General features: G+C 37.6%; 24 protein-coding genes. 16 read left to right on the top strand and 8 right to left on the bottom strand.

The window, feature by feature from the left end:
• Nucleotides 1-11: 11 nt before the first annotated feature.
• Nucleotides 12-878 (bottom strand): hypothetical protein, encoded by an 867-nt coding sequence (locus VIK44_RS05860; RefSeq protein ID WP_331552911.1) that lies wholly within the window; start codon nt 876-878, stop codon nt 12-14.
• Between the two features lie 531 nt (nt 879-1,409).
• On the opposite strand from VIK44_RS05860, the gene VIK44_RS05855 reads away from it, so the two are divergent.
• The gene (locus tag VIK44_RS05855) at nt 1,410-2,327 is read left to right on the top strand and encodes an AEC family transporter (protein ID WP_331552910.1); all 918 of its coding nucleotides are present in this window, start codon (nt 1,410-1,412) and stop codon (nt 2,325-2,327) included.
• 32 nt (nt 2,328-2,359) lie between these two features.
• Here the strand turns inward: VIK44_RS05855 and VIK44_RS05850 are convergent, their stop codons facing one another.
• Nucleotides 2,360-3,115: a ZIP family zinc transporter gene (locus VIK44_RS05850; RefSeq protein ID WP_331552909.1), complete on the bottom strand. Its 756-nt coding sequence runs from the start codon at nt 3,113-3,115 to the stop codon at nt 2,360-2,362.
• A gap of 250 nt (nt 3,116-3,365) precedes the next feature.
• Between VIK44_RS05850 and VIK44_RS05845 the strand changes: the two genes are divergently transcribed.
• The 7 genes from VIK44_RS05845 (at nt 3,366) to VIK44_RS05815 (ending at nt 9,608) form a co-directional block, all read left to right on the top strand.
• Nucleotides 3,366-3,731, top strand: coding sequence for a metallopeptidase family protein (locus VIK44_RS05845; protein ID WP_331552908.1), 366 nt, complete (start codon nt 3,366-3,368; stop codon nt 3,729-3,731).
• 159 nt (nt 3,732-3,890) lie between these two features.
• The gene (locus VIK44_RS05840; protein WP_331552907.1) at nt 3,891-4,919 is read left to right on the top strand and encodes a 3-deoxy-7-phosphoheptulonate synthase; all 1,029 of its coding nucleotides are present in this window, start codon (nt 3,891-3,893) and stop codon (nt 4,917-4,919) included.
• Between the two features lie 277 nt (nt 4,920-5,196).
• Nucleotides 5,197-6,864 carry a diguanylate cyclase domain-containing protein gene (locus tag VIK44_RS05835; RefSeq protein WP_331552933.1) on the top strand — a complete coding sequence of 556 codons (1,668 nt, stop codon included), beginning with the start codon at nt 5,197-5,199 and terminating at the stop codon, nt 6,862-6,864.
• Between the two features lie 266 nt (nt 6,865-7,130).
• A complete protein-coding gene (locus tag VIK44_RS05830; protein WP_331552906.1) occupies nt 7,131-7,352 on the top strand; it encodes a sulfurtransferase TusA family protein in 222 nt (73 codons plus the stop codon).
• Between the two features lie 13 nt (nt 7,353-7,365).
• Complete coding sequence (locus VIK44_RS05825) at nt 7,366-7,785, top strand: DsrE/DsrF/DrsH-like family protein (protein ID WP_331552905.1); 420 nt, start codon at nt 7,366-7,368, stop codon at nt 7,783-7,785.
• An 11-nt stretch (nt 7,786-7,796) separates the two neighbouring features.
• Complete coding sequence (locus tag VIK44_RS05820) at nt 7,797-8,960, top strand: cysteine desulfurase family protein (RefSeq protein WP_331552904.1); 1,164 nt, start codon at nt 7,797-7,799, stop codon at nt 8,958-8,960.
• A gap of 12 nt (nt 8,961-8,972) precedes the next feature.
• Complete coding sequence (locus VIK44_RS05815) at nt 8,973-9,608, top strand: iron-sulfur cluster assembly scaffold protein (RefSeq protein ID WP_331552903.1); 636 nt, start codon at nt 8,973-8,975, stop codon at nt 9,606-9,608.
• A gap of 192 nt (nt 9,609-9,800) precedes the next feature.
• Here VIK44_RS05815 and VIK44_RS05810 read toward each other — a convergent pair whose 3' ends face one another.
• Entirely contained in the window at nt 9,801-10,556 is a 756-nt protein-coding gene (locus tag VIK44_RS05810) for a tRNA threonylcarbamoyladenosine dehydratase (protein ID WP_331552902.1), read from the bottom strand.
• 248 nt (nt 10,557-10,804) lie between these two features.
• Here VIK44_RS05810 and VIK44_RS05805 point away from each other — a divergent pair, with 248 nt between their 5' ends.
• The 8 genes from VIK44_RS05805 to VIK44_RS05770 all read left to right on the top strand — a co-directional run bounded on the left by VIK44_RS05805 (nt 10,805) and on the right by VIK44_RS05770 (nt 20,171).
• Nucleotides 10,805-11,947 (top strand): aldo/keto reductase, encoded by a 1,143-nt coding sequence (locus tag VIK44_RS05805; RefSeq protein ID WP_331552932.1) that lies wholly within the window; start codon nt 10,805-10,807, stop codon nt 11,945-11,947.
• A gap of 198 nt (nt 11,948-12,145) precedes the next feature.
• A complete protein-coding gene (locus VIK44_RS05800; RefSeq protein WP_331552901.1) occupies nt 12,146-12,835 on the top strand; it encodes a TrkA family potassium uptake protein in 690 nt (229 codons plus the stop codon).
• Nucleotides 12,832-13,497 (top strand): TrkA family potassium uptake protein, encoded by a 666-nt coding sequence (locus VIK44_RS05795; protein ID WP_331552900.1) that lies wholly within the window; start codon nt 12,832-12,834, stop codon nt 13,495-13,497. Before VIK44_RS05800 ends, VIK44_RS05795 begins: the two co-directional genes overlap by 4 nt.
• Before the next feature lie 108 nt (nt 13,498-13,605).
• Nucleotides 13,606-15,132 (top strand): TrkH family potassium uptake protein, encoded by a 1,527-nt coding sequence (locus VIK44_RS05790; protein WP_331552899.1) that lies wholly within the window; start codon nt 13,606-13,608, stop codon nt 15,130-15,132.
• Nucleotides 15,120-15,620, top strand: a complete 501-nt coding sequence (locus VIK44_RS05785; protein WP_331552898.1) for a hypothetical protein — start codon at nt 15,120-15,122, stop codon at nt 15,618-15,620. Before VIK44_RS05790 ends, VIK44_RS05785 begins: the two co-directional genes overlap by 13 nt.
• Nucleotides 15,621-15,779: 159 nt before the next feature.
• The gene (locus VIK44_RS05780; RefSeq protein WP_331552897.1) at nt 15,780-16,829 is read left to right on the top strand and encodes an inorganic phosphate transporter; all 1,050 of its coding nucleotides are present in this window, start codon (nt 15,780-15,782) and stop codon (nt 16,827-16,829) included.
• Nucleotides 16,830-16,845: 16 nt separating this feature from the next.
• On the top strand, nt 16,846-17,469 hold the full coding sequence (locus VIK44_RS05775; RefSeq protein WP_331552896.1) for a DUF47 domain-containing protein: 624 nt from the start codon (nt 16,846-16,848) through the stop codon (nt 17,467-17,469).
• Between the two features lie 215 nt (nt 17,470-17,684).
• Nucleotides 17,685-20,171, top strand: coding sequence for a GBS Bsp-like repeat-containing protein (locus VIK44_RS05770; protein WP_331552895.1), 2,487 nt, complete (start codon nt 17,685-17,687; stop codon nt 20,169-20,171).
• A 344-nt stretch (nt 20,172-20,515) separates the two neighbouring features.
• Here the strand turns inward: VIK44_RS05770 and VIK44_RS05765 are convergent, their stop codons facing one another.
• The 5 genes from VIK44_RS05765 to VIK44_RS05745 all read right to left on the bottom strand — a co-directional run.
• Nucleotides 20,516-21,325 (bottom strand): phosphatase PAP2 family protein, encoded by an 810-nt coding sequence (locus tag VIK44_RS05765; protein WP_331552894.1) that lies wholly within the window; start codon nt 21,323-21,325, stop codon nt 20,516-20,518.
• Complete coding sequence (locus VIK44_RS05760) at nt 21,312-22,235, bottom strand: diacylglycerol/lipid kinase family protein (protein ID WP_331552893.1); 924 nt, start codon at nt 22,233-22,235, stop codon at nt 21,312-21,314. Before VIK44_RS05760 ends, VIK44_RS05765 begins: the two co-directional genes overlap by 14 nt.
• A 25-nt stretch (nt 22,236-22,260) precedes the next feature.
• On the bottom strand, nt 22,261-23,460 hold the full coding sequence (locus VIK44_RS05755; protein ID WP_331552892.1) for an SHOCT domain-containing protein: 1,200 nt from the start codon (nt 23,458-23,460) through the stop codon (nt 22,261-22,263).
• A gap of 295 nt (nt 23,461-23,755) precedes the next feature.
• The gene (locus tag VIK44_RS05750) at nt 23,756-25,348 is read right to left on the bottom strand and encodes an FMN-binding glutamate synthase family protein (protein ID WP_331552891.1); all 1,593 of its coding nucleotides are present in this window, start codon (nt 25,346-25,348) and stop codon (nt 23,756-23,758) included.
• A 236-nt stretch (nt 25,349-25,584) separates the two neighbouring features.
• The coding region (locus VIK44_RS05745; protein ID WP_331552890.1) for a HAMP domain-containing sensor histidine kinase at nt 25,585-26,311 on the bottom strand (727 nt) is incomplete at its 5' end.

The following is a 26,311-nucleotide window of genomic DNA, read 5'->3' as shown; positions in this document are numbered from 1 at the left end:
CGCCCTTTTGTTTACATAGTGCATCGCGTATATTTTTTGACCCGCTTAAAAAATATACGTAAGACAATTGAAACTGTAATTCCCAATACAAAAAACCATGAAATCGGGTTTGCAAAGTTAAATGTCCAGGTAATTCCATACAGTCCTGGAACCAGAAAACTGGAATATTCTTTATTACGATTGATCATTGAGCCAATCCCCATATTCATCATGGCTAATTTCATATTCAATAAGACAATGGTCACAAAGAATCGGGTTTTTTCTGGAGTGCTGATTTCATATTCGCTAAGACAATCTTCACAAAATATTTCATTTTTTCTGGTTGCTTTTTTGCCCATTTTTGACAAAGAAAAATTTTTTCCGCATTTCTCGCAAGTGAATTCAGAAAGGTAGGCAATCCCTTTCTGGTATTTATCTCTTCGAAAAAGATCTTTTTGTGTTACACTGTTTAGCCGGGATAAATTACTATTATGTGTCATATCTGCAATTTTAACAACCGCAGCCAACTTATTATGCTTGACCTTGGCAATATAAGTCTCATATTGTTCATCCTTAATTTTTGTGAGTGCTTTAACAGCAAGGATGCAATCAACTGGGACTGACTTTTGATAAAGATCCTCGGACGTTTGATCTGTATCCTCCAGGACATCGTGAAGATAGCCAACAATCTCAGCTTTAATGGCAAAATCATCAGATGAATTCGGCCAATGATGAACAATTTCACCACCGGTTTTGCTGACAGTTTCGGCATGCTGTAAATAGGGTTGGCCGGCTTTATCAAACTGACCTTCATGGGCTAGGCTGGCTATTTCATAAGCTTCGGTCAACTTTGAGATAAGATAATAATCTTTGTATTTAATGAATTCATTTTCAATCATTAATAACATCTCCTTTATCGATCTGATTTATCAATAGTTAAATAATTGCTATCTTCCTTAAATAAATGCATGGTGGAATTAAAAAATGTTATCATTCTGTATTCTTATTTATACTATCGGTATGAGTGGAATAATTCTTTAGGAAATTTTAAAGAAATTACAAGACCCGAAGATTGGAGCCTCTCAATTTAGGCTGCTATTAAAAATTGACATTATACCGCTGGTAAACTATCATTTAAATTAAGAAAATAATATAAGAATTAAAAACAAAGAATTCCAAATCGCTTTGATGTCAGTTTTCATAACCATAAGAAATCGCTTTGCGAATTTCTTATGGTTCGCGGGCAGTCGCCAACTACAAGCTCGCTTGTGATTGGCGACTGCCTTCGCGAAAACAATTTTATAACGTATAGACGAACAGTTCAACGAACTGTACGTCGTATAGTGGAAAAATTGTTTGATGTAAACAGACAGTGAAGCTCACTATACTTTCGCAATTGCGTACACGTACTATTAAAGGAGCAACACACCATGGATATCATCGTCGTTATTAATAAGATGCTGGAGCTTTTTCTGATCCTCGGCTTAGGCTACATTTCGGTCAAAACAAAAATTGCCAGTCAGAAATTTGGCACTCAGCTCTCTCGTTTAATCCTGGATATTACGCTGCCGTGTCTGATCATCGCATCCGTTGCCGCCATGCCCAGTGATACTAATAAAAACGATGTCTTATTAATGTTTATAATCGCTGTTCTTTTTTACGTTATCATGCCCTTTATTGCTTATTTTATTGCCAGAATACTGGTTGTTAAAAAAGAAGAGCGCAACCTGTATATTTATATGACCATCTGGTCCAATGTCGGCTTTATGGGATTTCCTGTAATAGCATCGATTTTTGGGGAAGGTGCCATTTTTTACGCCACTATCTTTAATCTTGTCTTTGGCATCAGTAACTTTACCCTTGGCATCATGCTGATGTCAGGGGAAGGAAAAAAGGCCCTGAACCTGAAAAACTTTTTGTCACCCGGGATGATCTCTTCTTTAGTGGCGGTGGCCTTGTTTGCCACCAATTTTAAGCTGCCGGACATTTTAAACAATACCATGAAAACCGTCGGGAACACCACCACACCTTTGGCCATGATTGTGATTGGTATTGCACTGGCCGGTATTCCCATAAAAAGTGTATTTACTGAGTTTCGGCTTTATCCTTACGTTATCATTAAGCAGATACTGCTCCCCTTGGCAGCATGGCTGGTTCTGAAAAATATTATCACCAGCCCTTATATACTGGGAATCGTCATTATCATCATTGCCATGCCCGTGGCAACCACTTCCGTGCTCTTTGCCAATAAATACGGGAACAACGTCGCCCTTGCTACCAAAGGTGTTTTTATCACCACGCTAGCATCCATTCTGACCATTCCGCTCATCAGCTATCTGATGCAATAAGAAACAGAAAATAATTCTGAAATTCATAATAATCATGCGATGTGGCTTACTACAAAAGCTACGAAAAATCCGAAAGCTGTTGCCAGGGCAATGAATCTTCCACCTTCCTCAAAAGCTTCCGGCATCATGGTATCTGCTAGCATAGCTAAAATTGCACCGGCAGCCAATGATAGTGTAAAGGCGATTGTGTCCTTGGATGCATTACCTAAAAAGACATAACCCAATGCAGCAGCACAAACAGAGGTTGCAATGGTAACACCCCAAACAGACATGATGTAAAGGTTCGATTTTCCAGCACATTTCATTCCCTGGGCCCCGGAGATGCCTTCGGGAAAGTTGCTTATAAACACGGCAACCATCATGCTTAAACCGACACCATTCCCTGCGGCCAAGCCAATGCCAATGGCTAATGACTCAGGAATACCATCCAGAACGGCTCCCAAAAGAATGGCTGAACCTGAGTTTTCAGCTGTTTTTGTGCCCTTTTTCTTTGCATGGAGCTTACCGTGACCACGTTTGCGAAAGTGCCCTCCGAAATGATCGATTAAATAATCACCTGCCACAAATAGTATGGTGCCGGCAATGAATCCAATTGAAGCAGAGCCGAAACCTCCGGACTGAAAAGCGGTTTCCATAAGGTCAAAGGTTAACGCAGAGATCATTACCCCTGAGCCAAAAGCCATAATAGCGCCGATGACGTACTTTGGAACCTTTAAATACATGCCTAAGATTGCACCAATAAAAAGTGTAGACCCACTTATAAAACCATAGATTGCCGCAATAGTCATTCATAAACTCCCTTCTATAATAAAAGTATTCATTGTCAAAGATACAGGGGGGTAAACCATGTCTCGACGCAAGCCAAAACAATCTTCATACACTATTCTATTATACAATAAAATTCTGAAAAAGCATATTCTAAAAAGAATAGAAATGCAATTGAATAGGGCTGACTTTTAGAATATAATAGTATAGAAAAACATGTTACTGCTTCTTTAGTAGTGAATTCGAAAATATGATAAATCAATGGAGGCTAGCGTGTACACAATCGATGAAACCGAAGCAATGTTAGATGAAATAGCCGAAGAAATGCCGCAGGAGTTCTATCAGGAATTAAGTGGCGGAATCGTTTTAAGGGAAGAGGTAAAACTTCATCCTAAAAACAAAGTTAATGACCTGTATATTCTGGGAGAATATCACAGCGACAGCCGATTGGGAAATTATATTGCAATTTATTACGGTTCAGTGATACGAAATTTTGGCAATTTCTCATTAGAAAATTATAAGGCGGAACTTAGAAAGTTATTAAAACATGAATTTCGTCATCATCTAGAGGGCATGGCCGGTGAGAAAGATTTAGAAATAGAAGATGCCATAGATTTGCAGAAATATTTAAAAGAGTGATGGAAGATGAAAAAGGAGAAATAATAAAAGGAGCAAGCAGGGACAACAGTTAATCGCTGATTCTTCATAATAATTGTAAATTGATAACAACAGCTAATCTTATATAAATATATAATAGGATGTATGAGAGGCTTAAATTAGAATATAAGGGAGTTACATATGAGCTTTAAGTTGATTCAAGAGATTCCATCACCCAGCGAAATATTTAAACTAATGCCATTGTCTGAAGCAGGTAAAAAAATAAAGCTGGAACGCGACCGTATGATCAGAGACGTTTTTGAAGGCAGGGATGATCGATTTATATTGATTATCGGACCATGTTCAGCTGATAACGAAACAGCGGTTATCGATTATGTGAGTCGTTTAAGTAAAATTCAAAAAGAGGTTGAAGACAAGATCATTATGATCCCTCGGATTTATACCAACAAACCAAGAACCACAGGTGAAGGCTATAAAGGAATGGCACATCAGCCTGATGTGAGTAAAAAGGCTAATATGGTAGAAGGTATTAAAGCCATCAGGCAACTTCATATTAGAGCCATCGAAGAAACAGGTTTGTCATGTGCGGATGAAATGCTTTATCCGGATAATTATGCGTATTTAGAGGACTTATTGAGTTATGTGGCGATTGGCGCAAGATCCGTTGAAAACCAACAACATCGATTAACCACCAGCGGCTTGGAAATACCAGCAGGCATGAAAAATCCGACAGGTGGTGATATCTCAGTGATGTTAAATGCTATCCGGGCAGCACAGGTTGGCCATACATTCATTTACAGAGGGTGGGAAGTACAAACACCAGGCAATCCTTTAGCCCATGCTATTATGAGGGGGTCAGTGGATCAGCATGGCCGTAACTTTCCTAACTACCATTATGAGGACATAAAACATCTGATTAAAATGTACGAAAAACGTGATTTGGATTATCCGGGGGTTATTATCGATCTTAACCATGCAAATTCAAACAAGCGTTTTGGCGAACAACCCAGAATCGCTTATGAAGTGGTGCGGAATCGCCACTATGACTCTGGTTTCAGAAATTATGTTAAAGGTCTGATGATTGAAAGTTATATTGAAGAAGGCAGCCAGGCGGTTGATGGCAGCATTTATGGGAAATCCATTACAGATCCCTGTCTCGGATGGACCGCTTCGGAAGAACTTATAAGAGAGATTGCAAGAAGATTATAGGAGATGGATAAAGACTCGGGGGAATATAAGCACAAAATAAGATTTGTTTGACTTTTTGTTGAATATGATCACCGTATCAGAGAATTAATCTGGTGCGGTTTTTTTTACGTTGCTTCAGGAGTCAGATTTTTCAAAGGATCCAGTAGGATTCGGCAAGGATTAATTACAATTGCTTAGAAATATAAAATCATGTGGGAATTAAATCTAATATTATAATCGCAGATGACGATAATATTAATGTCAGAATTAGGATCAAAATGAAAAGGGGGGATTGGTGATGCTGGGAGCAGATAATATTCAAACGATTTTGTTTGCAATATTATGTATATGTTTTGTTTTTTACTTATTTATGGGTATCTATAATTATCAGAGAGATCATCAATCAAAAATCAATGTAATGTTTCTTATTTTATCTATTTCTACAAGCCTTTGGGCCATAGGATATGCATTCATGTTAATTTCTCCTAATATAGAAATTGCAAATAGTTGGAGAATCGTTTCTGCCTTAGGTTGGTGTTTTTTTAGTGGGGTATGTATATCCATCGCGCTTTATTTTATAGATACAAATCAAAAAAAATCCAGCTCAATAATACGATTTTCAGTATATATCGTTTCAATCATATTTTTCATAAGTAATTTAATATATGAACCCTCTCAAGTAGTAAGCAAGGAAGCCTACGGCTTTGTAGATAATTTATATATTACGACAACCAGTGGTACTATTTTTAGTATATATATTATAGTTGCAGGTATAGCAGTTATTGTAATGACATATTTTCATGCGATAAATTCTCAAAAGAATAGAGTTAGAAAACAGCTCAAAATTATTTTAATTGCCTATTTAATGACTTTTTGTTTATTTGTAATATCAAATTTTATTTTTCCGCTAATTGGTATTGTGAATTTTCCGTACGGGATAATAACAATCTCTATTGCAATGAGTGGCGTGTGGTACGCTATTACTAGATATAAAATGATGTCAATTTCTTATGAATTGGTATCAGAATATATTTTTGATGCTGTGAATGAACCGATCTTCATATTAGGCGAGGATTTCCTTGTGAAAAATTGTAATGAAGCTTCACTGAATTTAACAGGCGTTGGCTACAAGGATTTAAAGCAGCATTCACTGGATAATATTATAAATTTCCGAAATTTCAATTTCAATACCCTAATGCAGATAGGAAATATGACTAATATTGAAGTTGATTTGCATAATGAAAATCAAGAAACCATTGTCTGTGAATTATCCGCAACCGTTATCTCCGATGAATATAAAGATATATTAGGAATCCTTATTCTACTTCATGATGTTTCTGAAAGAAAAAAATTAGCGATTGTACAGAGGGAGAATACATTAATATTAGAAGAAAAAAATAGAATGCTTAAAAATGAGATTAAAGAGAGACTGCTTGCAGAAGATCAGATACGTCATTTTATATACTACGATGCACTTACAGAACTTTCAAACAGAAAAAAAATGTTAGAAGATATTGAGGTGCTTTTAGATGATGAAAATGAAAAATTTGCAATTCTTTTCATTGATTTGGATCATTTTAAAAGTATTAATGATAATTATGGTCACGAAGCAGGCGATATTGTACTTAAGAATGTGGCATTGAGATTAAAGAAAATTATTTGCGCAACGAATACCATAAGTCGCATTGGTGGAGACGAATTCATAGTTATACTAAGAAATTTGAAAAATTCCATCATTGCTGAAAAAACGGCGGCGGCTGTTGTAGAAACATTACGCGCAGAATTAACCTATAAAAAGAACCAATTATTTATTGGATCAAGTATTGGAATGAGTATATTTCCTGACCACGGCATAGATGCGGATATGCTGATTAATAAGGCTGATTTTGCTATGTATGAAGTTAAGCACCAAGGCGGAAATGGATTTAAGATGTATACTTCAGAAATCAAAGAAGAATACGTATGATGAGCGTCATTGTTTGGATATCGTTGAAAAAATGATGCTAATTACCATATTATGAAAACTTGTTGTTTTTCCAGTGACTGGGATGTCTGATCTTCAGAGATTTCGGTCATTTTTTATATAAAAAATTGATTTATTTTAATAAAATGAAATTTTATATAATAAATCCCTAACAATAGGGTAAGTAATACAATAACATTATATTATTAGCTGGAATTTGGAGATTGCATTTGTTTAGCATAAAAATAATTTAATAAGGAGGTATCGTTATGGCGGAAATTCATGTAGATGTGAGAGGCGAAACTTGCCCGGTTCCATTGGTTGAAATGAGGAAAGCTGTCAAAAAAGCAGTGCCGGGAGATGTTGTTGAGATTATTGGAGACAATCCTGCGTCCAAGAAAGAAATACCGATGGCTGCGGATGCATTGTCGTTAAAAGTTATCAGTATAGAGGAAAATGACAAAATCTGGAAAATAAAGATTCTTAGGTAAGGGGGAATATCTTATGAGCGATAAAACTACAATCATTGTTCAAAGCGGAGATATGGACAAACTATACAGTGCACTGATCGTCTCCAACGGATCTTTGGCCATGGGCATGGATACATCACTGTTTTTCACGTTTTGGGGGCTTTTGCGTCTTAAAAAAGGCGGATTGGAAAAAGGGCCTTTATCTAAAATGAATTTTTTGGGATTAGGAAAAATGATGATGTTGAATCGTATGAAAAAAAGCAATGTAGCTTCTTTGGATAGACTCATGTCAGATTTTAAGGAACTGGGTGGAAAAATTATTGCATGCGAAATGACCATGGATATTATGGGTTTAAAACGATCTGATTTAAGGGAGGATTATATTGATGAGTATGGTGCTGTTGGAACCTATATAAAAGAGGCTAGAAGTTCCGCCATAACGTTGTTTATTTAAAGGGGGAAATCATGGAAAAAGTTTTTTATATGGATAATGCTGCAGCAACTCGACTTGATGAGAAAGTTTTGGAAGCGATGATGCCCTTTTATTTTGAACGCTATTCAGTAGCAACTTCAGAATTCGGATATTCTTTAGGGATTGAAGCAAGAGAAGCCATGGAAGATGCACGGGGCAGGATGGCTAAATCTCTTGGCGCAAATAATAATGAGTTTATATTCACTTCGGGCAGCACTGAATCGAGCAATCTAGCCATTAAAGGTGTTGCCAAGGCCCTAGGCGAAAAAAAAGGAAAACATCTCATTGTTTCTAAAATTGAGGATTTTCCGGTTCTATACAGTGCCAGAACCCTTGAAAAACAGGGATTCAAGGTGGATTATCTGGATGTGGACGAGTATGGCTTTGTCAATATCGATCATCTCAGGGATCTTATAACAAAAGAAACGATACTTGTTTCCATACAACATGGGAATCAGGAAATTGGCACCATCCAGGATATCGAAAAAATCGGTGGTTTATGCAGGGAAAAGGGTGTTCTTTTTCATACGGATGCAACCCATACATTTACAAAAGAGCCATTGGATGTAAGTAAAGTACCGATAGATTTGATTACGGTATCGGCTCACACAATTCATGGGCCAAAGGGGATCGGAGGGCTGTATATACGAAAAAAAACTCCGATTGCAAAAATGATGGACGGCGGTTTTCATGAATTTGATTTAAGAGGTGGCATGGATAATATTCCCGGAGCCGTCGGCTTTGCTAAAGCAGTTGAGTGTGTCACAGAAAAAGAAAATATGCGGCTAATCGAGATGAGGGATAGAATCATAGAAGTGGTGTTTGATAAAATTCCTGATGTCATATTAAACGGGCATCCCACAAGAAGAACACCTCAAAACGCCAATATCACTTTTCATTATGTTGAAGGAGAATCCATAACACTTCATCTGGATATGTACGGCATTGCGGTGAGTACCGGTTCGGCATGTTTTAGCAAATCCCTGGAGGCCAGTCATGTCATCGCTGCAATCGGCGGGGATCATGAAAGAGCTCATGGGTCCATAAGATTTACGTTTGGAAGATTTAATACAATGGATGAGGTGGACTTTGTTGTGAAGACCCTTGCTAATGTTGTAGAAAATTTAAGAAAAATCAGTCCTTTAGGTAAAGAATAGGAGGAATATCAAATGGCAAGTCCGTATAATGATCTTGTTTTGGAGCATTTTAAAAATCCGCGAAATACTGGAAGAATAGAGGATGCGGATGGGAAAGCGACGGAAGGGAGTCCGGCATGTGGGGATATGGTTTCTTTATATCTTAAAGTCGATCCTGAAACAAAAATAATAACAGATATAAAATTTGAATCCTATGGATGCGCTTCAAATATTGCAACGGGTTCGATTGTTACAGAACTTGCCAAGGGCAAAACCATTGAAGAGGCTAAAAAAATCACTTGGAAGGAAGCCTCGGAAGCATTAGGCGGTCTTCCTAAAATTAAGGTTCACTGCTCAGTTTTGGCAGTAGAGGTTCTCAAGTCGGCAATTCTCAATTATGAAGAAAAACATGGGCTTATCACTGAAAAAGTAAATACGACTGAGGAAATCGTGCGAAAAAGACTGAAGAAAGTTATGAATCCCATTAAGGGATTGGATATGGTGGCCACTCATTTAGTTAAGGAAATAAAAATAAAGGATGGAAATGTCCATATCATTATAGATCTACCGGAAAACCATCAATTTTCCAATGCTATTAAAGAAGACGCCATTGAAAAGATAGAGTCCTTATGGGATGTTAATAAAGTAACCGTTGAGTTTACTGATTGAAGATTTTTGGATTGGTAGCTTTCATTTGGACCAGTTGGCATTTTGGTCGAATCAGTTCCTGAATGCATCAGACATTAACACCAAATCCCTTTGAGTATTTGGTGTTGGTTTAATCCGAACGTTTAAAGGAGACATACCATAGATTGATATGTCTCCTTTTTAGTTTATCTGCTTTTGCAAATGAAGTATCATTTAGAAAAAAGCAATGTCTTTTATGACTTCACCTGCAAGAATGAGACCCGCCACTGATGGAACAAATGAAACACTGCCTGGAACCTGGCGTCGATCGCTGCATTTTCGTGCTGTGTCAGGAGGGCAGATACAATTGCTTTTACAGCTGTTTTCGTCATTATCCAAAGGGGTCATAGGGACTTCTTTGGAATAAACAACCTTTAAAGATGGAATTCTTCTTTTTCGGAGTTCGGAGCGCATGACTCTGGCAAGGGGACAGATGGAAGTTTTGTAGATATCGGCGACTTCAAAACGGGTGGGATCAAGTTTGTTACCGGCACCCATACAGCTGATAATGGGAATGTTTTTATCGTTTGCAATTTCGATTAATAAGAGCTTTGAAGAGATGATATCGATGGCGTCAATGATATAATCATAGCTCTCAAAATCGAAATCTTTAGCGCTGTCAGCATTAAAAAAGCTGCGGTGGGATATGACTTCCGCTCTCGGGTTGATTTCATGAATCCGCGCTTTCATGATGTCCACTTTAGCTTGTCCGATTGTTTTTCGGGTTGCAATCAGCTGGCGGTTGATGTTGGTTAAACAGATACAGTCATCATCGACAATGACAATCTTCCCAATGCCGGTACGGACTAAGGCTTCCACAGCAAATGAACCGACGCCGCCGATGCCGAAAACCGCCACAGTCGATGCTTTGAGTTTGTCTATGCCTTTTTTTTGCAGGAGTAATTCTGATCTGGAAAATTCATTTAACATGGAAACAATCCTTTCACTATACAAAATAGGTTACCTTTTACGGCACTGATAATTATATGCTGGCTTTATGAGATTTGTCAACAGTTCGGACTTTCGAAGGCTACCCTGTCATTATAATTTAGCATAGTCCGGTGGATTTACAATACAATACAATATGATATAATGACCAATAAAGTTTTAGTTAAGAAAAATTTATTGATTCACTGATACTATGTTAACAATATTATTTATTAAAGGAGGCGTTTATTATTTTGTATAGAAAGTTTGGAAAGACAAATGAAATGGTTTCTACCCTTGGCTTTGGCTGTATGAGATTACCTCTTCTGGGTGAGGGCGATCCAACAAATATAGATGAAGAAAAGGCGATTAATTTAATTCGCTATGCCATTGATCATGGGGTTAATTATGTGGACACCGCATATCCATATCATGGTATTGATATGAAAAAAGGCGGGAAAAGTGAACCCTTAGTAGGAAAAGCTTTAAAAAATGGCTATAGAGAGAAAGTCAAGTTAGCAACAAAACTTCCAAGCTGGTTAATTAAAACAAGAGAAGATATGGATCATTATTTAAATGACCAATTACAACGACTCGATACCAATACCATTGATTTTTATTTAGTGCATGGCATTGATAGCACCACTTGGCCACAGTTAAAAGAAGCTGGGTTTCCTGAATTTTTAGATCAGGCGATAAAAGACGGAAGAATTAGATATGCAGGATTTTCCTTCCATGATAAACTTGATTTATTTAAAGAAATAGTTGATTATTATGACTGGTCATTTTGCCAGATTCAATACAATTATTTAGATGAAGAATTTCAGGCGGGAACAGAAGGCTTAAAATATGCTGCAAAAAAGGGTTTGGGTATTACAATTATGGAGCCTCTCAGAGGTGGTAAACTTGCAAATGTTCCAGATGATGTAAAAGCTGTTTTCAATCAGGCAGAAATAAAAAAAGCACCTGCAGAATGGGGCATTGGATGGATATTGAATCACCCTGAGGTATCGGTTGTTTTAAGTGGTATGAATGAAATGGAACAAGTTTCAGAAAACATTAAAATTGCAAGTATAACTGAGGCAAATGCATTCACTGAAAAAGAATTAGACGTTATTGAGAAAGCTAAAAATATTTTTATGGAAAAGATAAAAGTAAATTGTACATCCTGCGGATATTGCATGCCATGCCCTGAAGGGGTACAGATCCCTCGAAATTTTAGCGCCTACAATGATTATTATATGTTTGGTAAATCGGATAACTACAGACGGTTTGGACCAAAGCAAAAGGCGTCAAATTGTATAGAATGTGGAAAATGTGAAGAGCATTGTCCACAAGGTATCAAAATCCCACAGGAATTAAAAAAAGTAAAAGAATTATTTGAGGTCTCGTAATCGTTAATATTATTTACGATAACTTTACACATCATCATGACTTCTTAACACAAACTTTATATGAGGTATGATAATTTTCATAGGGTATGAAGCAAGATGAAAATATGAAGCTTTAATACAAATAAATTGGCAATCAGGAACTTAAAGTTAAACATAAATTGATTTTTGTGTTTTCTAATCACTGTTTTTCGTTTTTAGATGTTAATGAATAACTTTATGTTAGAGGAGAACGCTATGCATGTAATTATTGTTGGCTGTGGGAAATTAGGCAGCACTTTGGCTAAAGAATTATCGATTGCAGGACTGGATATTTCAATTATTGACCGTTATAATGATCGTTTGAATGTTTTAGGAAGTGCTTTTAATGGAACGAAAATCAAAGGTATTGAGTATGATAACGATCATTTGCTTGAGGCTGGAATTACCAAAGCTGATTTTGTTTTAGCAGTAACTTCCGATGAAAATATTAACATTACAGTGTCACTTATTGCAAAAAAGATTTACAATGTTCCGAGAATGATTTCAAGAGTTAATGACCCCAGTCGGAAATATATTTATGATATGCTTGGCATAGAAACGATTTCTCCAACCCAGTTGGGCGTTGAAATTCTAAAAAGGAAGATCACTGAAAAGAATCTGGACCTTATTGCAACATTAGATAAAGATTATGAAATTATAGAGCTTTCCGTGAATAAAGGGAAAATTTCAACCGTTAAGGAGATCGAGGAGAGGTATCCCATTATCATTTCAGGTTTAATTATTGAGAATAATTTTATGTTGCCCAAAAAAGATGCAGTGGTGCCGTTTGGGGCAAAAATCATCTGTACCATTAATAAAAAATGCAGAGAAAAATTAATAGCCTCATTTTCAAAGGAGATGCAAAAATGAAATCAATTATTATTGGTGGCGGAAAAGTCGGCTATTATCTGATTAAGACCCTAAAAAAAAGAGGCTATCATGTTGTATTAATCGAGCGCGATCAGGCGACTTGCGAGAGGATTGCCGAAGATATTGACGCTGATATTATTTGCGGTGATGGCACAGACCTGGATGTTTTAAAAGATGCAGGGATTCAGGAAGCAGAAATAATTGCGGCAGTGACTGGAACCGATGAAGAGAATTTGGTCATCTGTGAAATATCAAAAATAAGCTTTGCTATTAATAAAACCATCGCCCGAATAAACAATCCCAAAAATATAGCGATGTTTAATGCTCTGGGAGTAGACAGAACAGTTTGCAGTACTGAGGTAATAGCAAATCTGATCGAATACGAATTCGGCAAAGATAATTTTAAAATCATCCATACTCTTGAACGTGGATCCATGATTTTAGTTGAAATCCTGGTTCATAAAGAAACCCTATGGTGTAACAGGTTTATCAAGGACTTGATATTACCAGACGAATGTGTTATTACTTCAATATTACGGGATGAAAAAGTTATATACCCAAGAGGGGATACCCAAATTCTGGAAGATGATAAAGTTTTAGTAATCACAAATCATGCTGCTTTATTAATATTGAAAAAGCATTTACTTAACAGGGGGAAATAATGCAAATGAAAAAAAATGAAGTTAAAGGATTACTGGCAGAATTGCTGGCAGTGGGGGTATATATCGCAGCATTTTATTTACTCACATTTGCCCTAATGATGTGAAAGCATGAATACTTTTAAAAGTAAGTTTTACAGCATCGTTATCATTAGTTATTATACGGGTTTTGTTGTTTTGGGGATTGCTTTTTTAACGCTTATTCCCTTGGCCACATCGTTGCTTTTGAGAGAATGGAATCCATTTTTTGATTTTTTAATCACTTTGGCCATATCAACAACGCTGGGTTTAAGTCTGATTTTGATTGGCAGGGAAACCCGTGAAAACAAATCATTTGTCCAATGGAAACATGGTTTTGTTGTGGCATCCCTTTCCTGGGTAATATTAATGGTTTTATGTGCTATTCCCTATGCATTGAGCGGACATGTCTATTCATTCTTAGATGCCTGCTTTGATGTAATGAGTGGTTTTACAACAACGGGCTTAGTATTGACTCAGGATTTGGATCACCTCTCTTTAGGTTTGAATATGTGGCGGCATATGCTTACGTTTATTGGTGGACAGGGAATGATCGTTCTTGCCCTTACCTTTTTATTAAAAGAAACAGGTGGTGCCTATATATTCTATGTTGGCGAGGGTAAGGATATAAATCTTGTACCAAATGTTAAAGGTACTGCAAGAATCATCTGGAAAATCAGTTTGATTTATTTGTTAATTGGAACCATCGCTCTTTGGATCAATGGAATTTTAATAGGACTCAATCCATTGTCCGCATTTTTCAGTGGACTTTTTATTTTTGAATCGGCCTGGAGTACCGGAGGATTTGCCCCCTATACGCAAAATATGATGTTTTATCATAGCTTTTCCTATGAGATCATAACCATTGTATTTTTTATTCTTGGTTCCTTGAATTTCGGTTTGCATTATGCTGCATGGTCTGGAAATAAGAAAGAAATCGTAAAAAATATAGAGACCCAAAGTTTCTTTATTACAACATTTATTACCTCGGCATTGGCTGTTATCGCATTATCAAAATCAGGAGTGTATGCAGATGCAGTCTCGATGTTTAGAAGAGTCGTTTATAATGTACTGTCAGCACATACAACAACAGGATTTAACAATGTTTATGCAAGTCAATTCGCTAAGGAATGGGGAGACTTCGGTATTTTAATCATGGTCGTGGCAATGCTCATCGGAGGCTCGGCCTGTTCAACAGCAGGTGGCTTTAAAGGGCTAAGAGTAGCCGTTGTATTTAAGGGAGTTATTGCAGATATTAAAAAATTACTGTCCTCGGAAAGAAATGTTAAGCTGTTTAGATTCCATCATATTAAAGAACAGATATTAACAGATGGTTTAGTCAAAGTATCGGCGCTTATCATTATTTGTTATATGGTCACCTTTACCATTGGAATGGCGTTAGGAGCTTATTACGGGTATCCGCTATCAAATGCTGCATTTGAGATGGCATCTGTAACAGGTAATGTGGGCTTATCCATAGGTGTTACAACGCCATTTATGCCGGTAGGCTTAAAAGTTTATTATATCATAGCCATGTATCTGGGAAGGCTGGAGTTCATTTCAGTTTTTGCTCTCATTGGTTTTATCATTGGAGGAGTAAAAAAATTATGGATAAAGTAACTCGAGCATTGATTTTAACAGTTGTTGCATTTTTCCTTTTTGCCGGCGTTGCTTTTGGAATAGAGACGATTAGTCTCAATCAATTGATTGAGACTGCCAAGGTTATGGATGGCAAAACAGTCGTCGTTCAAGGCGAAGCCATTAGTGAGGCATTAGAAAGAGGCAATAACGCATGGGTCAACATCAACGATGGAACCAATGCCATTGGAATATGGTTAAACCGTGAAGATGCCAACAAGATAAAGGTATTTGGGGATTATCTGAATATTGGCGATAAGGTAAAAGTGACTGGCGTATTCAACAGAGCCTGTGTAGAACATGGCGGGGATATGGATATTCATGCCACTTCTATAGAAGTCGTTGAGAATGGGTATCCGGTAAAAGAAAAAGTGCCTTCCCAGAAAATTGCGATTGGGATCATTTTTGTCGTGGTTACATTAATGGTCACAGGCTTTTATTTTAAAATAATGAAAAAACCAACTTCTTAATTTTACTTGGAACCAATGTTTAGTTTTTTTCATGCTTTTTCTAACCTTGTTACGATAAGTAACAGGGTTTTTTTGTTGCAAAAAAAGGACGTTATTGGTATAGTATTAGAAAAAGTAAGTTGTGTTAATAAAGTCCTTTGATTTTTGGAAGTTGGGAAAATGATACCGATCAGTATAACAATTATTTTAATATTAGTCATTTTAGTTGGGCTTGTTTTTGCATTAACCAATGGCCTTCACGACGCAAGCTCGGTGGTGGCAACTTTTATCAATAGCGGAGCGGCAAGTCCAAAACAAGCCGTTGCAGTTGCTTCGTTTTTTGGACTTCTGGGTGCGGTTTTCGGAGGAAATTTAGTAGCAAATACTATTTCTGAGTTAATTGACTTACCAACAAACACGTCATTGTTAGCTATTTTATTTGCAGCTATCTGTGGAGCCACTTTATGGAATTTAATCACATGGAAATTAGGCCTGCCATCGAGTTCTACCCATGCTTTAATTGGTGGCATCATCGGGGCGGTGATCGTTTCCTCTGGATATCAGCATGTGTTATGGGGATGGAATGAATTAATTGGACCTAATCACCAAATTACTGGTATCGTTAAAGTGGTGATAGCATTGCTGTTGTCCCCTTTTATTGGCTTTGCAATTGCATTTGTCATTGAGAAAGTGGCAAAATTACTTTTAAGGAATTCAAAATTTTCAATTAATCAAAATCTAAATAGAAGTCAATGGTTCATGGTTGCCGGGCTTTCTTACAGTCACGGGTCAAATGATACCCAAAAAATCATCGGAATATTCACTTTGGCTTTGGCGGCATGGAGTGGAACAGCAATACAAACAGCACCACTTTGGGTCCGGGTGTGTGGTGGACTGGTGATGTTTATGGGTACGATGCTGGGAGGGTGGAGCATCATGAAAACCTTGGGAAGAGGAATATTTGACATTAAACCACTTCACAGTCTTAATTCTCAATTGGCCTCGCTCACCTCGATTTTTGGAGCTACCCTTGTGGGGGCACCTGTTTCAACCACGCATGTTGTGGTAGGAAGTATTATGGGGGTTGGTGCAGCCGATGAATATAGAATGGTTCATTGGGGAATCGTAAAAGAAATTATCATTGCCTGGTGTATCACTATTCCAATATCAGCCATTGTGTCTGGAGTGATATACTCAATATTTACTTTCATGTTTAATGTTTCATCATAGGAGGAAACTAGAAATTATGAAAAAGAGAAATATAATTGATCGAATTTTTCCCGTAAAATATAAATTCTATGAAATGCTATATAAACAAGCCTATACCAATGGATTAGGGGTAAAGGCACTTGATAATTGGGTAAGAAACCCATCTGTGACCGAAAGTGAAGCTTTAATTCATTATGTTAAAGAAGCAAATGACGTTAGAATGAAATTGGAAAAGGATTTGATCCAAGCTTTTACAACCCCTTTTGATCGGGGAGATATTTATTCTATTTCTGTGGGAATGCATGAGGTTTTAAATTATGCTGAATCAAGCCTGCTTTCCATGGAAGCCTTTGATGTTAAACCAAATGCTATTATTATTAGCATGGTAGAACAATTAAAGACTGGGGTGGATATATTTTCAGAAGCTGTGAATGATTTAGAAAGATATCCAAATAAATCAGAACAGGCAGTTGCAAAGATGCGAGATACACATATACAAATAGAAAAGATGTACAGAGACGGAATGATTTCGGTATTTGCGAGTAAAGATCCCATGATTGCTATAAAAAAGAGAGAGGTATATCATCATATAAAGGATGCTTCAACTAATTTAGATGAAACAGTGGATATTCTGCACAGAATTATTGTACGATTAATTTAGGCAGTAGCTATTTGATGAATTGTTCATAATTCCGATAGCCTTGTTTGGAATAGGCATGATATTAATCAACAATACTTTGGTTGAATTGATCAGAGTCTTCCATATATCCACGCACCAAGTTTTCAGTGGTATATTTCCCGATGATTTGACTTGAAATGCGTTGTTTAAACGGTTTGGCGAGTCATTATAATTGAGCTCAATAAAAAAGGAGAAGCATGAAAAAAGGATTGATAAGAGGTCTCATTCTAATATTAGGGTGTATAATAATACTGGTTTTTCTGCCAATTGGAACCATGGCAACGAATTTGACAGATGAAAATGAAAGAACTCTAAGCCCTGAAATTTTAAATACCGCTACTATAGAACCAGAGAAAACCGTAGAAAGTTCTTCGAATATCATTAATAGTTTGGAAGAACTTCCAGAGATCAGTAAAGACCTTAACGTTGACCAGCAGATTGTGGTCATTTATGCAAGTAGCAGCGAAAATAATTTAAAAAGTCTTGCTCTCAATTCAAATGATATTAAATCAGGGGAACAGGTATCAGATCGTGTTGATATTTTAGAAACTAAAAATGATATAACTACGGATCAACTTATTTCTGAATTGGAAGCTAATCCAGATGTTTTGGCAGTGGGTAGAAATGGCACCATCCAGGTAGCAGCTCTTCCAAATGATCCGTATATACAAAATGGGGATGCCTGGCAATTTAAAAATATTGGTGCAGATAAAACCTGGGATCAGGTAGCCAATACGGAACCGATTGTTGTGGCTGTTATAGATAGTGGTCTTAATGAATCCCATCCTGACTTGCAGGGTAAAATCGTCGAGGGATATGATTATGTAAACAAAACAATCGATGTTGTTGATGTATCTGGCCATGGAACCATGGTAAGTGGCTGTATTGCAGCAGTTACCAACAATGAGATTGGGATTGCTGGTGTTTGTGGAACTTCTAATATAAAAATTGCACCTTATCGTACTGGCGGTAAATATTCTGGGGATATGTCCCTGGATCTAGCTTATATTTGTGCTGCGATTATGGCTGCTTCTGATCGATCCGACGTCAAGGTAATTAACATGAGCTTTGGAGGATATGATGAGTATCCTACACTTCAAACGGCGATAGAATATGCTGCTCATGCAGGAAAGGTTTTAGTTGCCTCAGCTGGAAATGAAGGTTCTTTATCTGGTTATGCAGGAAAATATTCTTATCCTTCCTCTTATAAGAATGTGGTCTCTGTTGCGGCAACTACTTCAGAGGATGGTCGAGCTTCTTTTTCACAATATAATGATCAAGTTGACTTGTGTGCTCCCGGGAAGACAATTTGCACAACAACAATTGATGGATCCTATGCCGTTGTAAGCGGTACTTCTTTTTCAGCTCCAATTGTTGCGGGATCATGTGCAGTGTTGATTGCCGCTAATTCAAATTTAGCTGCTTTAGAAGTTGAAAACATTCTAAAGGATACGGCTTTAGACTTGGGAGATACTGGAAAAGATAATTATTATGGAAAAGGACGGATTCAATTAGATAAAGCTATACAAGCGGTATTGCCGCCTTTGGAGATTTCTGGTTTTTCAACTGATATAGCTTCAGGTCAGGAAGTTAATACAAACATTCAATTAAGTGCAGAAGTCAGTGGCGGACAGAGTCCCTACGAATATAAATTTTATTATCAATTTAATGGTTCTACTGTCATTTTGAATGATTTTTCAACCAGTAATTTAGCGACTTTTGTTCCTACACAATCTGGAATTTATACTTTATATGTAGAGGTCAAAGATGCTGATGGAACCAAAGCAATGAAAACTATTAGTGATTATTTAATTATAGACAAAATGGTGTATGCAACAAATATCACTTTAAATAAAATGACTGCTAATATGATAGTTGGTGCAAGTGAAAAGATTATTGCGACACTGACTCCCGTTAACGTCACCGATAAAACCATAATATGGAGTTCAAGCGATACCAGCATTGTGACTGTGGATGGAAGTGGTAATGTAAAGGGGATTAAAATCGGGAAAGCGGTAATCACCGCAAAAACATCAAATAACCTCACGAGCACCTGCAGTATGACAGTGACCAGCAAGCCAATGACAGCCAGCGCAGTGGCAGCAAGCATATCCGGTAATAAGATTACCGCAACGATTAAAGGGATTAACGCACCGAATGGTGTTAAACAGATACTGGTTCCTATTTGGAGTGACATCAACGGTCAGGACGATATCAGATGGTGCAGCGCCACAAAAAAAAGCGATGGGAGTTACAGCATCACCATAGATATTAAGGACCATAATTATGACAGTGGGTTATACCATATTCATGTTTATGGCACAGATAATAACAACAAGATGACGTTTTTAGGAAATACAACAGTGACCCTCAAACCAATGACGGCCAGCGCAGTGGCAGCAAGCATATCCGGTAATAAGATTACCGCAACGATTAAAGGGATTAACGCACCGAATGGTGTTAAACAGATACTGGTTCCTATTTGGAGTGCCATCAACGGTCAGGACGATATCAGATGGTACAGCGCCACAAAAAAAAGCGATGGGAGTTACAGCGTCACGATGGATATTAAGGACCATAATTATGACAGCGGGTTATACCATATTCATGTTTATGGCATAGATAATAACAACAAGATGACGTTTTTAGGAAATACAACAGTTAACGTGAAACAGATCCAATGATCGCTCAAGATTAGTGGAGAGTGTATTTGAAAAAGATATCGCAACCATAAAAGACATCACAGACTAAAATAGTATAACAACAAAATTAATCTAGTAAAAGCAAAGAAAACCGAAGAAATCCGGGTTAAATACCAAGGTTCTTCGGTTTTTTTTACAGCAATTGAATGTGTTACTTCCCATTGATGTTATTTTTTAAACGTATTTCCGGATTTCTGAATGAGCAAACATGAGTTCTGCTGTAAATATTTTGGATTCTTCCCATGAATACAGAACTAATGACTTCTATAAGCATGATAAAAGGTTCTCAAAAAAGCAAAAAAAATCATTTTAGAATGGAATAAACCTCAAAAAGAATTGTTAACAATCACGCCTAAAAGCCCCCAGGCAGTGCCAAGGATGGCACCTCCCAGGACATCCCGCGGGTAATGCGCCCCTACATAGATACGTGTGATCCCCACCAACAAAGCAGCAGCATACATCAAAAGCCATAGAAGAAAATCGACTTGATAATAATGGGACAGCACGGTCACCATAAAAAAAGACTGGCTGGTATGTCCGCTGGGAAACGAACTTCCACTGGCGCGTGATCCGACAACCCGACTATTTTCCAGTTTCAAATAAGGCCGCGTACGATGGATGAGAACTTTTATAAGTTCAACAACCAACCATAATGTCAAAGTCCCCAATGCAAACTCATAGGATAATAAATGATTATCTAAAAAATATAAGATAATAGCAACGATCATAGCAAAAAATCCACTTCCGATTTGAGTAAAACACAGCATTAGCCAATCAAGCCAGGGTTCACGCCGCCGATGCATATTGAAAAACATAAATACCCAAACATCGATACGCTGACCAACTGACCAAACAAGAGAGATGGCTATTAAACTGAAAATCAGGACCAGGCTCACTAAGACTCCCTGAGCTTTTAAACGCGACAAAAGTATGATCCGTACATTATCCGGGAAAAGCGTTAAAAATAACACCAAAAGAATGGCAGTGATTATTAACCAGTAAACAGGTCGAATATGACGTGCCCAATTGATAAGCTTTTTCCATACTCCGTGAATTTCAAGATCAGGCACCCTGATTTCCACAGTCGGGTCTATGACCTTGTTTTTCAAGGATATGTTCCGATTAAACCAATTCATCTGACTCTGTCGTTCCAACCATAACCGTTAAAGCATGCCGCGTTACTTCGATTAGTACTTTACCTTCGCCCAGAGTTATTCCATCTGCCATCACAGGCATTGCGGGCTGAGTGTCGATGACTACTCGCCGGACCCGATAGTGTTGAATTCGAGGATCTTCCGGGGTATCTGTTCCCACTCCGTTAAGAATATAACCGATTAAATCAAGTTTTGACAGGTCGGCAAAAAACAACACATCTAATAAGCCATCATTATATGCATCGGGAGCACCTACCTGATAATGGCGACCGATATAGGGCATATTTGAAATTAACGCCGCATGACCGAACTTATGGATTTCTTTATTATCATCCAGCAAAAGATGTATATCAGATGGTGGGGAAGTGGTCAGGATTCCTAAAAAATCACCGATACGTGCGATATTACCATGCTGGATGTCATCCCCGGAAGGAAAAAGCGTAGAGAACAATCCTACCGAGCAAAGTTCTATAAAAGGAGTGCTGATATCGTTACAGGTAACCAATCCAATATCTATTTTTAGTGGCTGTCCTTTTCCCAGAATAGCAACTGCACCAGGAATATCAGTAGGAATACCTAGGCTGAGAGCCACATTGTTTTGAGTGCCAGCTGGGATAATGCCGAGGATAGCATTTGTACCCATCAGGGCTTTCGTAACAGCAGATATTGTACCATCACCACCGCAAACTACAAACATTTGGATGCCTTGTGAAATCGCATCTTCGACCACTCCAGGCAAATCAGAGTCTGGATCAATCAAATACAGTTCAGGCAGGAACTTCCAAGTCTGCATTTCTTTAAGCACATCGGCGATCTCTACCGGTGACTCGACATTTGCCCCGGAGCTGGGATTAAAGATGAGTTTAACGCGCATGCTGCTCTGAGATTCCATAGCGTATTCCTCCGTTTCAAACAAATTATAATTTTCCCAATAGTTCTTGTTTTTTCTGATTGAATTCTTCTTCAGTGATCATTCCTTTTTCTTTTAATATAGCCAATTTTTCAATGAGCTCAATTGGATTTTCCGGAGAAACAGCAGTTGCTTTATGAGTAGCACAGGTTTGTTTTGCATCTTCATAAACCCCTTTTTTATATTGCTGATAAACTTCTATAACCCGTTGGGCTTCTCTGGAATATAAAATATTAATACTTTCATCAGTTCCAGAAACATCGATGACTATTTTATTAGGGTTCATCCCAACCGTAAGGGAAAAGTCCAAAAATTCCAGTGTATCCTGTTGGGTTGAAATTGATGTTATATCTTCATAACTGAACTGTTTAATTGTCCTAGCTAAGTCACGGCTGAGCATCAGAAGTTGTTTATTCGTACAAACAACGAAATCTTTTGCAGTCATGTTATTCCCTCCCCAGGCAAAATAAATGAGATTTTCATTATCCAAGATGTGTTTCCGAATAATTTCTAGAATATTATGGTTTAGTTTGGAACGGGTAAGAGCATCAATCTGATTTTCAGTAATAGTAAAGTCATTATTTTTGATTCGGCTGAGATAATCAGAAAGAGTGATGTAATCAGATTTCTGTACATCTGTTGAGGAAGTAGAAATCAATTGGATATTGTTAACGCTAATTTCAAATTTTACATCATCTTGTCTGATGCTGATATCAAAAACATTTTCATTCGGAAGAGAACCAATGCTATAGAAGAAAGGTTCGTCAGGAAGAACGATTTTGAAATAAAGGTTGCTGGTTGTCACGAGAACAATTTGGCCTTTTGAATCTTTAAACTGAAATAAAAAGTTCTCTGAGAACATATAATTCGAAAAGGTTTTTTGAACGTTTTTCAGGATTTTTTCTTCATAAGGGTGCATGTCAATGCTTGAGGATGAGCTATTCCCCGGCAGAAGCATTTTTTCGAAAAAATCTTTGGTAAATGAAATGAGAGTGTCACTCTTTGCGCTAATAAATGGAGCATCCATTGAAGAAATGTTTTTCAGAAGCTGACTCAAAACATTTTCAGTATTGACTTTGATCCGGTTATCCATTTCATCGCGCAACCGTTGCTGTTCTTCTCTTTTCAAGGCTATATCGGATTGTATTGTGTCATAACTATCTTTTGCCAGATCAGTAACATCTTTGATCAAATCTTTAAAACTCATAGCATTAATCTCCTTTATTTTATAATTATCAGAAAAAACTTGTACCTTCATTTTACAAGAAGGCACTATAAAAAGCAATTAAAAAAAGTTTAAAAAAATTTTGTGACAAGGCTCATAAAATTTAGAAAATAGCTTCATATTTTATTGTGGCTAAAACCAATAATGGAGAGTGTACAAGAAACTGCACACTCTCCATTATTTTATTTTTTCACCCAAAATATACGCCGGAACTTATAGAAAAATCGATGAAAATCCGAGTTTTGAATATTAGTTTAAAATCAGTCAGACATAGCTGTTAGCCTTTTAAAATGGCGAGTGCTTCATCGCGATTACAATCCATAAGATATGGAATCTTTGTCACTTTCGCACATTCCTCGGTTAAAGACATTAATTCATTTCGGGTAATGCTTTCGGTATTAAAGCATCTTGCACCAGCCATGAGTTGTTGCAGTCCAACACGAATTTTATCGGAATAACTGTAAATGCCAATGGCACCAAGTGGAATATTTTTTATTTCCTTGGATCCAACCATGGCTTTTACATTTTCATAACACACAAATATTTCTTCTGGCGTTGATCCAAATTCACTGACGGTTTTTGGAAGATTATTTTCTTTAATCCATTGTTCAATATTTTTACCAACCATACCAGGAATCATTAAAGCTCTTCCCATGCAAACGGCTTTTGTAAAACCACCGCCAAGGGCAAGGGCCTTAAAGACGCCATCTTCACTGCTAAAACCTCCGGCAAATGCTAAATCCGGTACGCGTTCGCCATTATCTGATAAAATCTTGGCAAATTCATAGGCTGCAGAATGCAAGTATAAGGAAGGCATCCCCCATTCTTCCATCATCCGCCATGGACTCATACCAGTGCCGCCAGGAGCACCATCAATGGTCAATAGATCAATCTTAGCTTTTGAACACCATTTTATAGCCATGGCTAATTCTCTGAGACCATAAGCGCCGGTTTTCAAGGTGATACGTTTGTATCCCAGAGCTCTTAAACGAGCGACCTCTTCCAAGAAGCTTTCTTCGCTGATAAAGCCAAGGCGACTATGACGTTCGAATTCCTTGATTGCACCACCATTAAATGCAGCCTGAATAACAGGATCCATAGGATCCGGAGTTACGATATAGCCTCTTTTTTGAAGTTCCATGGCCCGTTCGATTGAATTAACTTTGATTTCTCCGCCAATACATTTTGCACCTTGACCCCATTTAAGTTCAATGGTATCAATGTGGTGTTTATTGATGATGTATTCTGCAACCCCAAGACGTGTATCTTCAACGTTCATTTGAATGAGTATTTCCCCCATGCCAGTGTGATATCGTCGATAGGATTCAATTCTGCGATCCATGTCGGGTGCTTCAATGACCTTGTTGTTTTTGTCTAAAACAAGACGAGGATCGATGCCGCAAACATTTTCACCGCACACGATTGTGACGCCTGAAATGGCTGCGCCAACTGCAAAATGTTCCCAGTTTTTTCGGGCAATTTCTGTGGAACCAAGTGCTCCGGTGAAAATTGGGACATTCATTTTTACTTTTGAATCCCAGCCATAAGAAGTTTCGGTGCTAACATCCGGAAAACGAGTATTATCAGGATTTCCGATTGCCCCGTTTGGTAATCCTTTTGCACCCAACGCATAGCCTTGAATATTTAAGTGTGAATAATCGATTGGGTAATCTTTGTCACCGCCTGCAGTTACATTGCCAAAAGGACCTGGATAAATAAGTTCTCGGCCTCTGAACGTTGCTTTAAATACCTCGCAATTGCCTCGGCATCCATCGACGCATCTTGAACAGATACCGGAACAAGGTGTAATGCTTTTAGAACGGTTAAAAGTTTGAGTGGCATCATTGCCGTTTGGTCGTTGTAAATTCATAAATTTTCTCCTTTGAAAATTATTTTGTAGAACAATATAATATAATAAAGTTACGTTGTTATTAGCTTTCCCCATTGAAAACTATTTCGTAAAATTAATATAATATCATAAAGTTGCTTTATCATTATAAATCAAATAATGATAATATTAAAGGGATATCTACGGGAATGGTGATTTTTAACTGCATATTATTGGGTTTTGACTTCCTGTTGATAAAGCTTGAGAATAGTTGTTAATTAAATTTTTAATGAAAACCAGAAAACCGATCCTTCATTAATTTTCGAGGAAACACCATAGGTACCACCATGCATGTCGATAATGGATTTAACAATGGAAAGACCCAGGCCTGTGCCGGTAACAGCCCGCTTATGAGTTCTATCCACCTTATAGTAGCGCTCCCAAATATAGGGGAGTTCTTCTTTAGTAATGCCTTCACCAGAATCTGCTACTTCAATTTTCACCCAGGAGCTTGGGGGAACACCAAAATTTTTGATGATGCTTTGGGAAACTGTGATTTTTTTATCCGGACCAGTGTAATTTATGGCATTGATTAACAAATTGTAAAACGCTTGTGAGATCCGTGTTTCGTCGGCAGTCAGAGTAATTTCCTCATCATAACCAAACACGATTTGATAACCATCGTTATGCATAAGTTTGTTCATCCGGGTAACGGTGTCATTAATGTTAGTGGTAAGGTTATAACTCACTGGATGAATGGTATGGGTTCCAGATTGAATTTTTGAAATATCCATCACATCATTGACAAGCGTAGTAAGCCTCTGGGTTTCATCCACAATAATCTGAGCATTTTCCGAGTTGTTTTCATCGGGGAGGTCACGCATGGCCTCGGCGTAGCCACTGATGAGGGTTAGTGGCGTCCGTAAATCATGGGAAATGTTTGCAATGAGTTCCTGGCGTAAAACCTCGACTTTTGAAAGTTCTTTGGCTGTGTAGTTCAGGGTA

This window comes from Acetobacterium sp., from assembly GCF_036508315.1.
Lineage (GTDB): Bacteria > Bacillota > Clostridia > Eubacteriales > Eubacteriaceae > Acetobacterium.
Note: the sequence above shows the minus strand (reverse complement) of the source record. Positions and strands in the feature narration are given on the sequence as shown.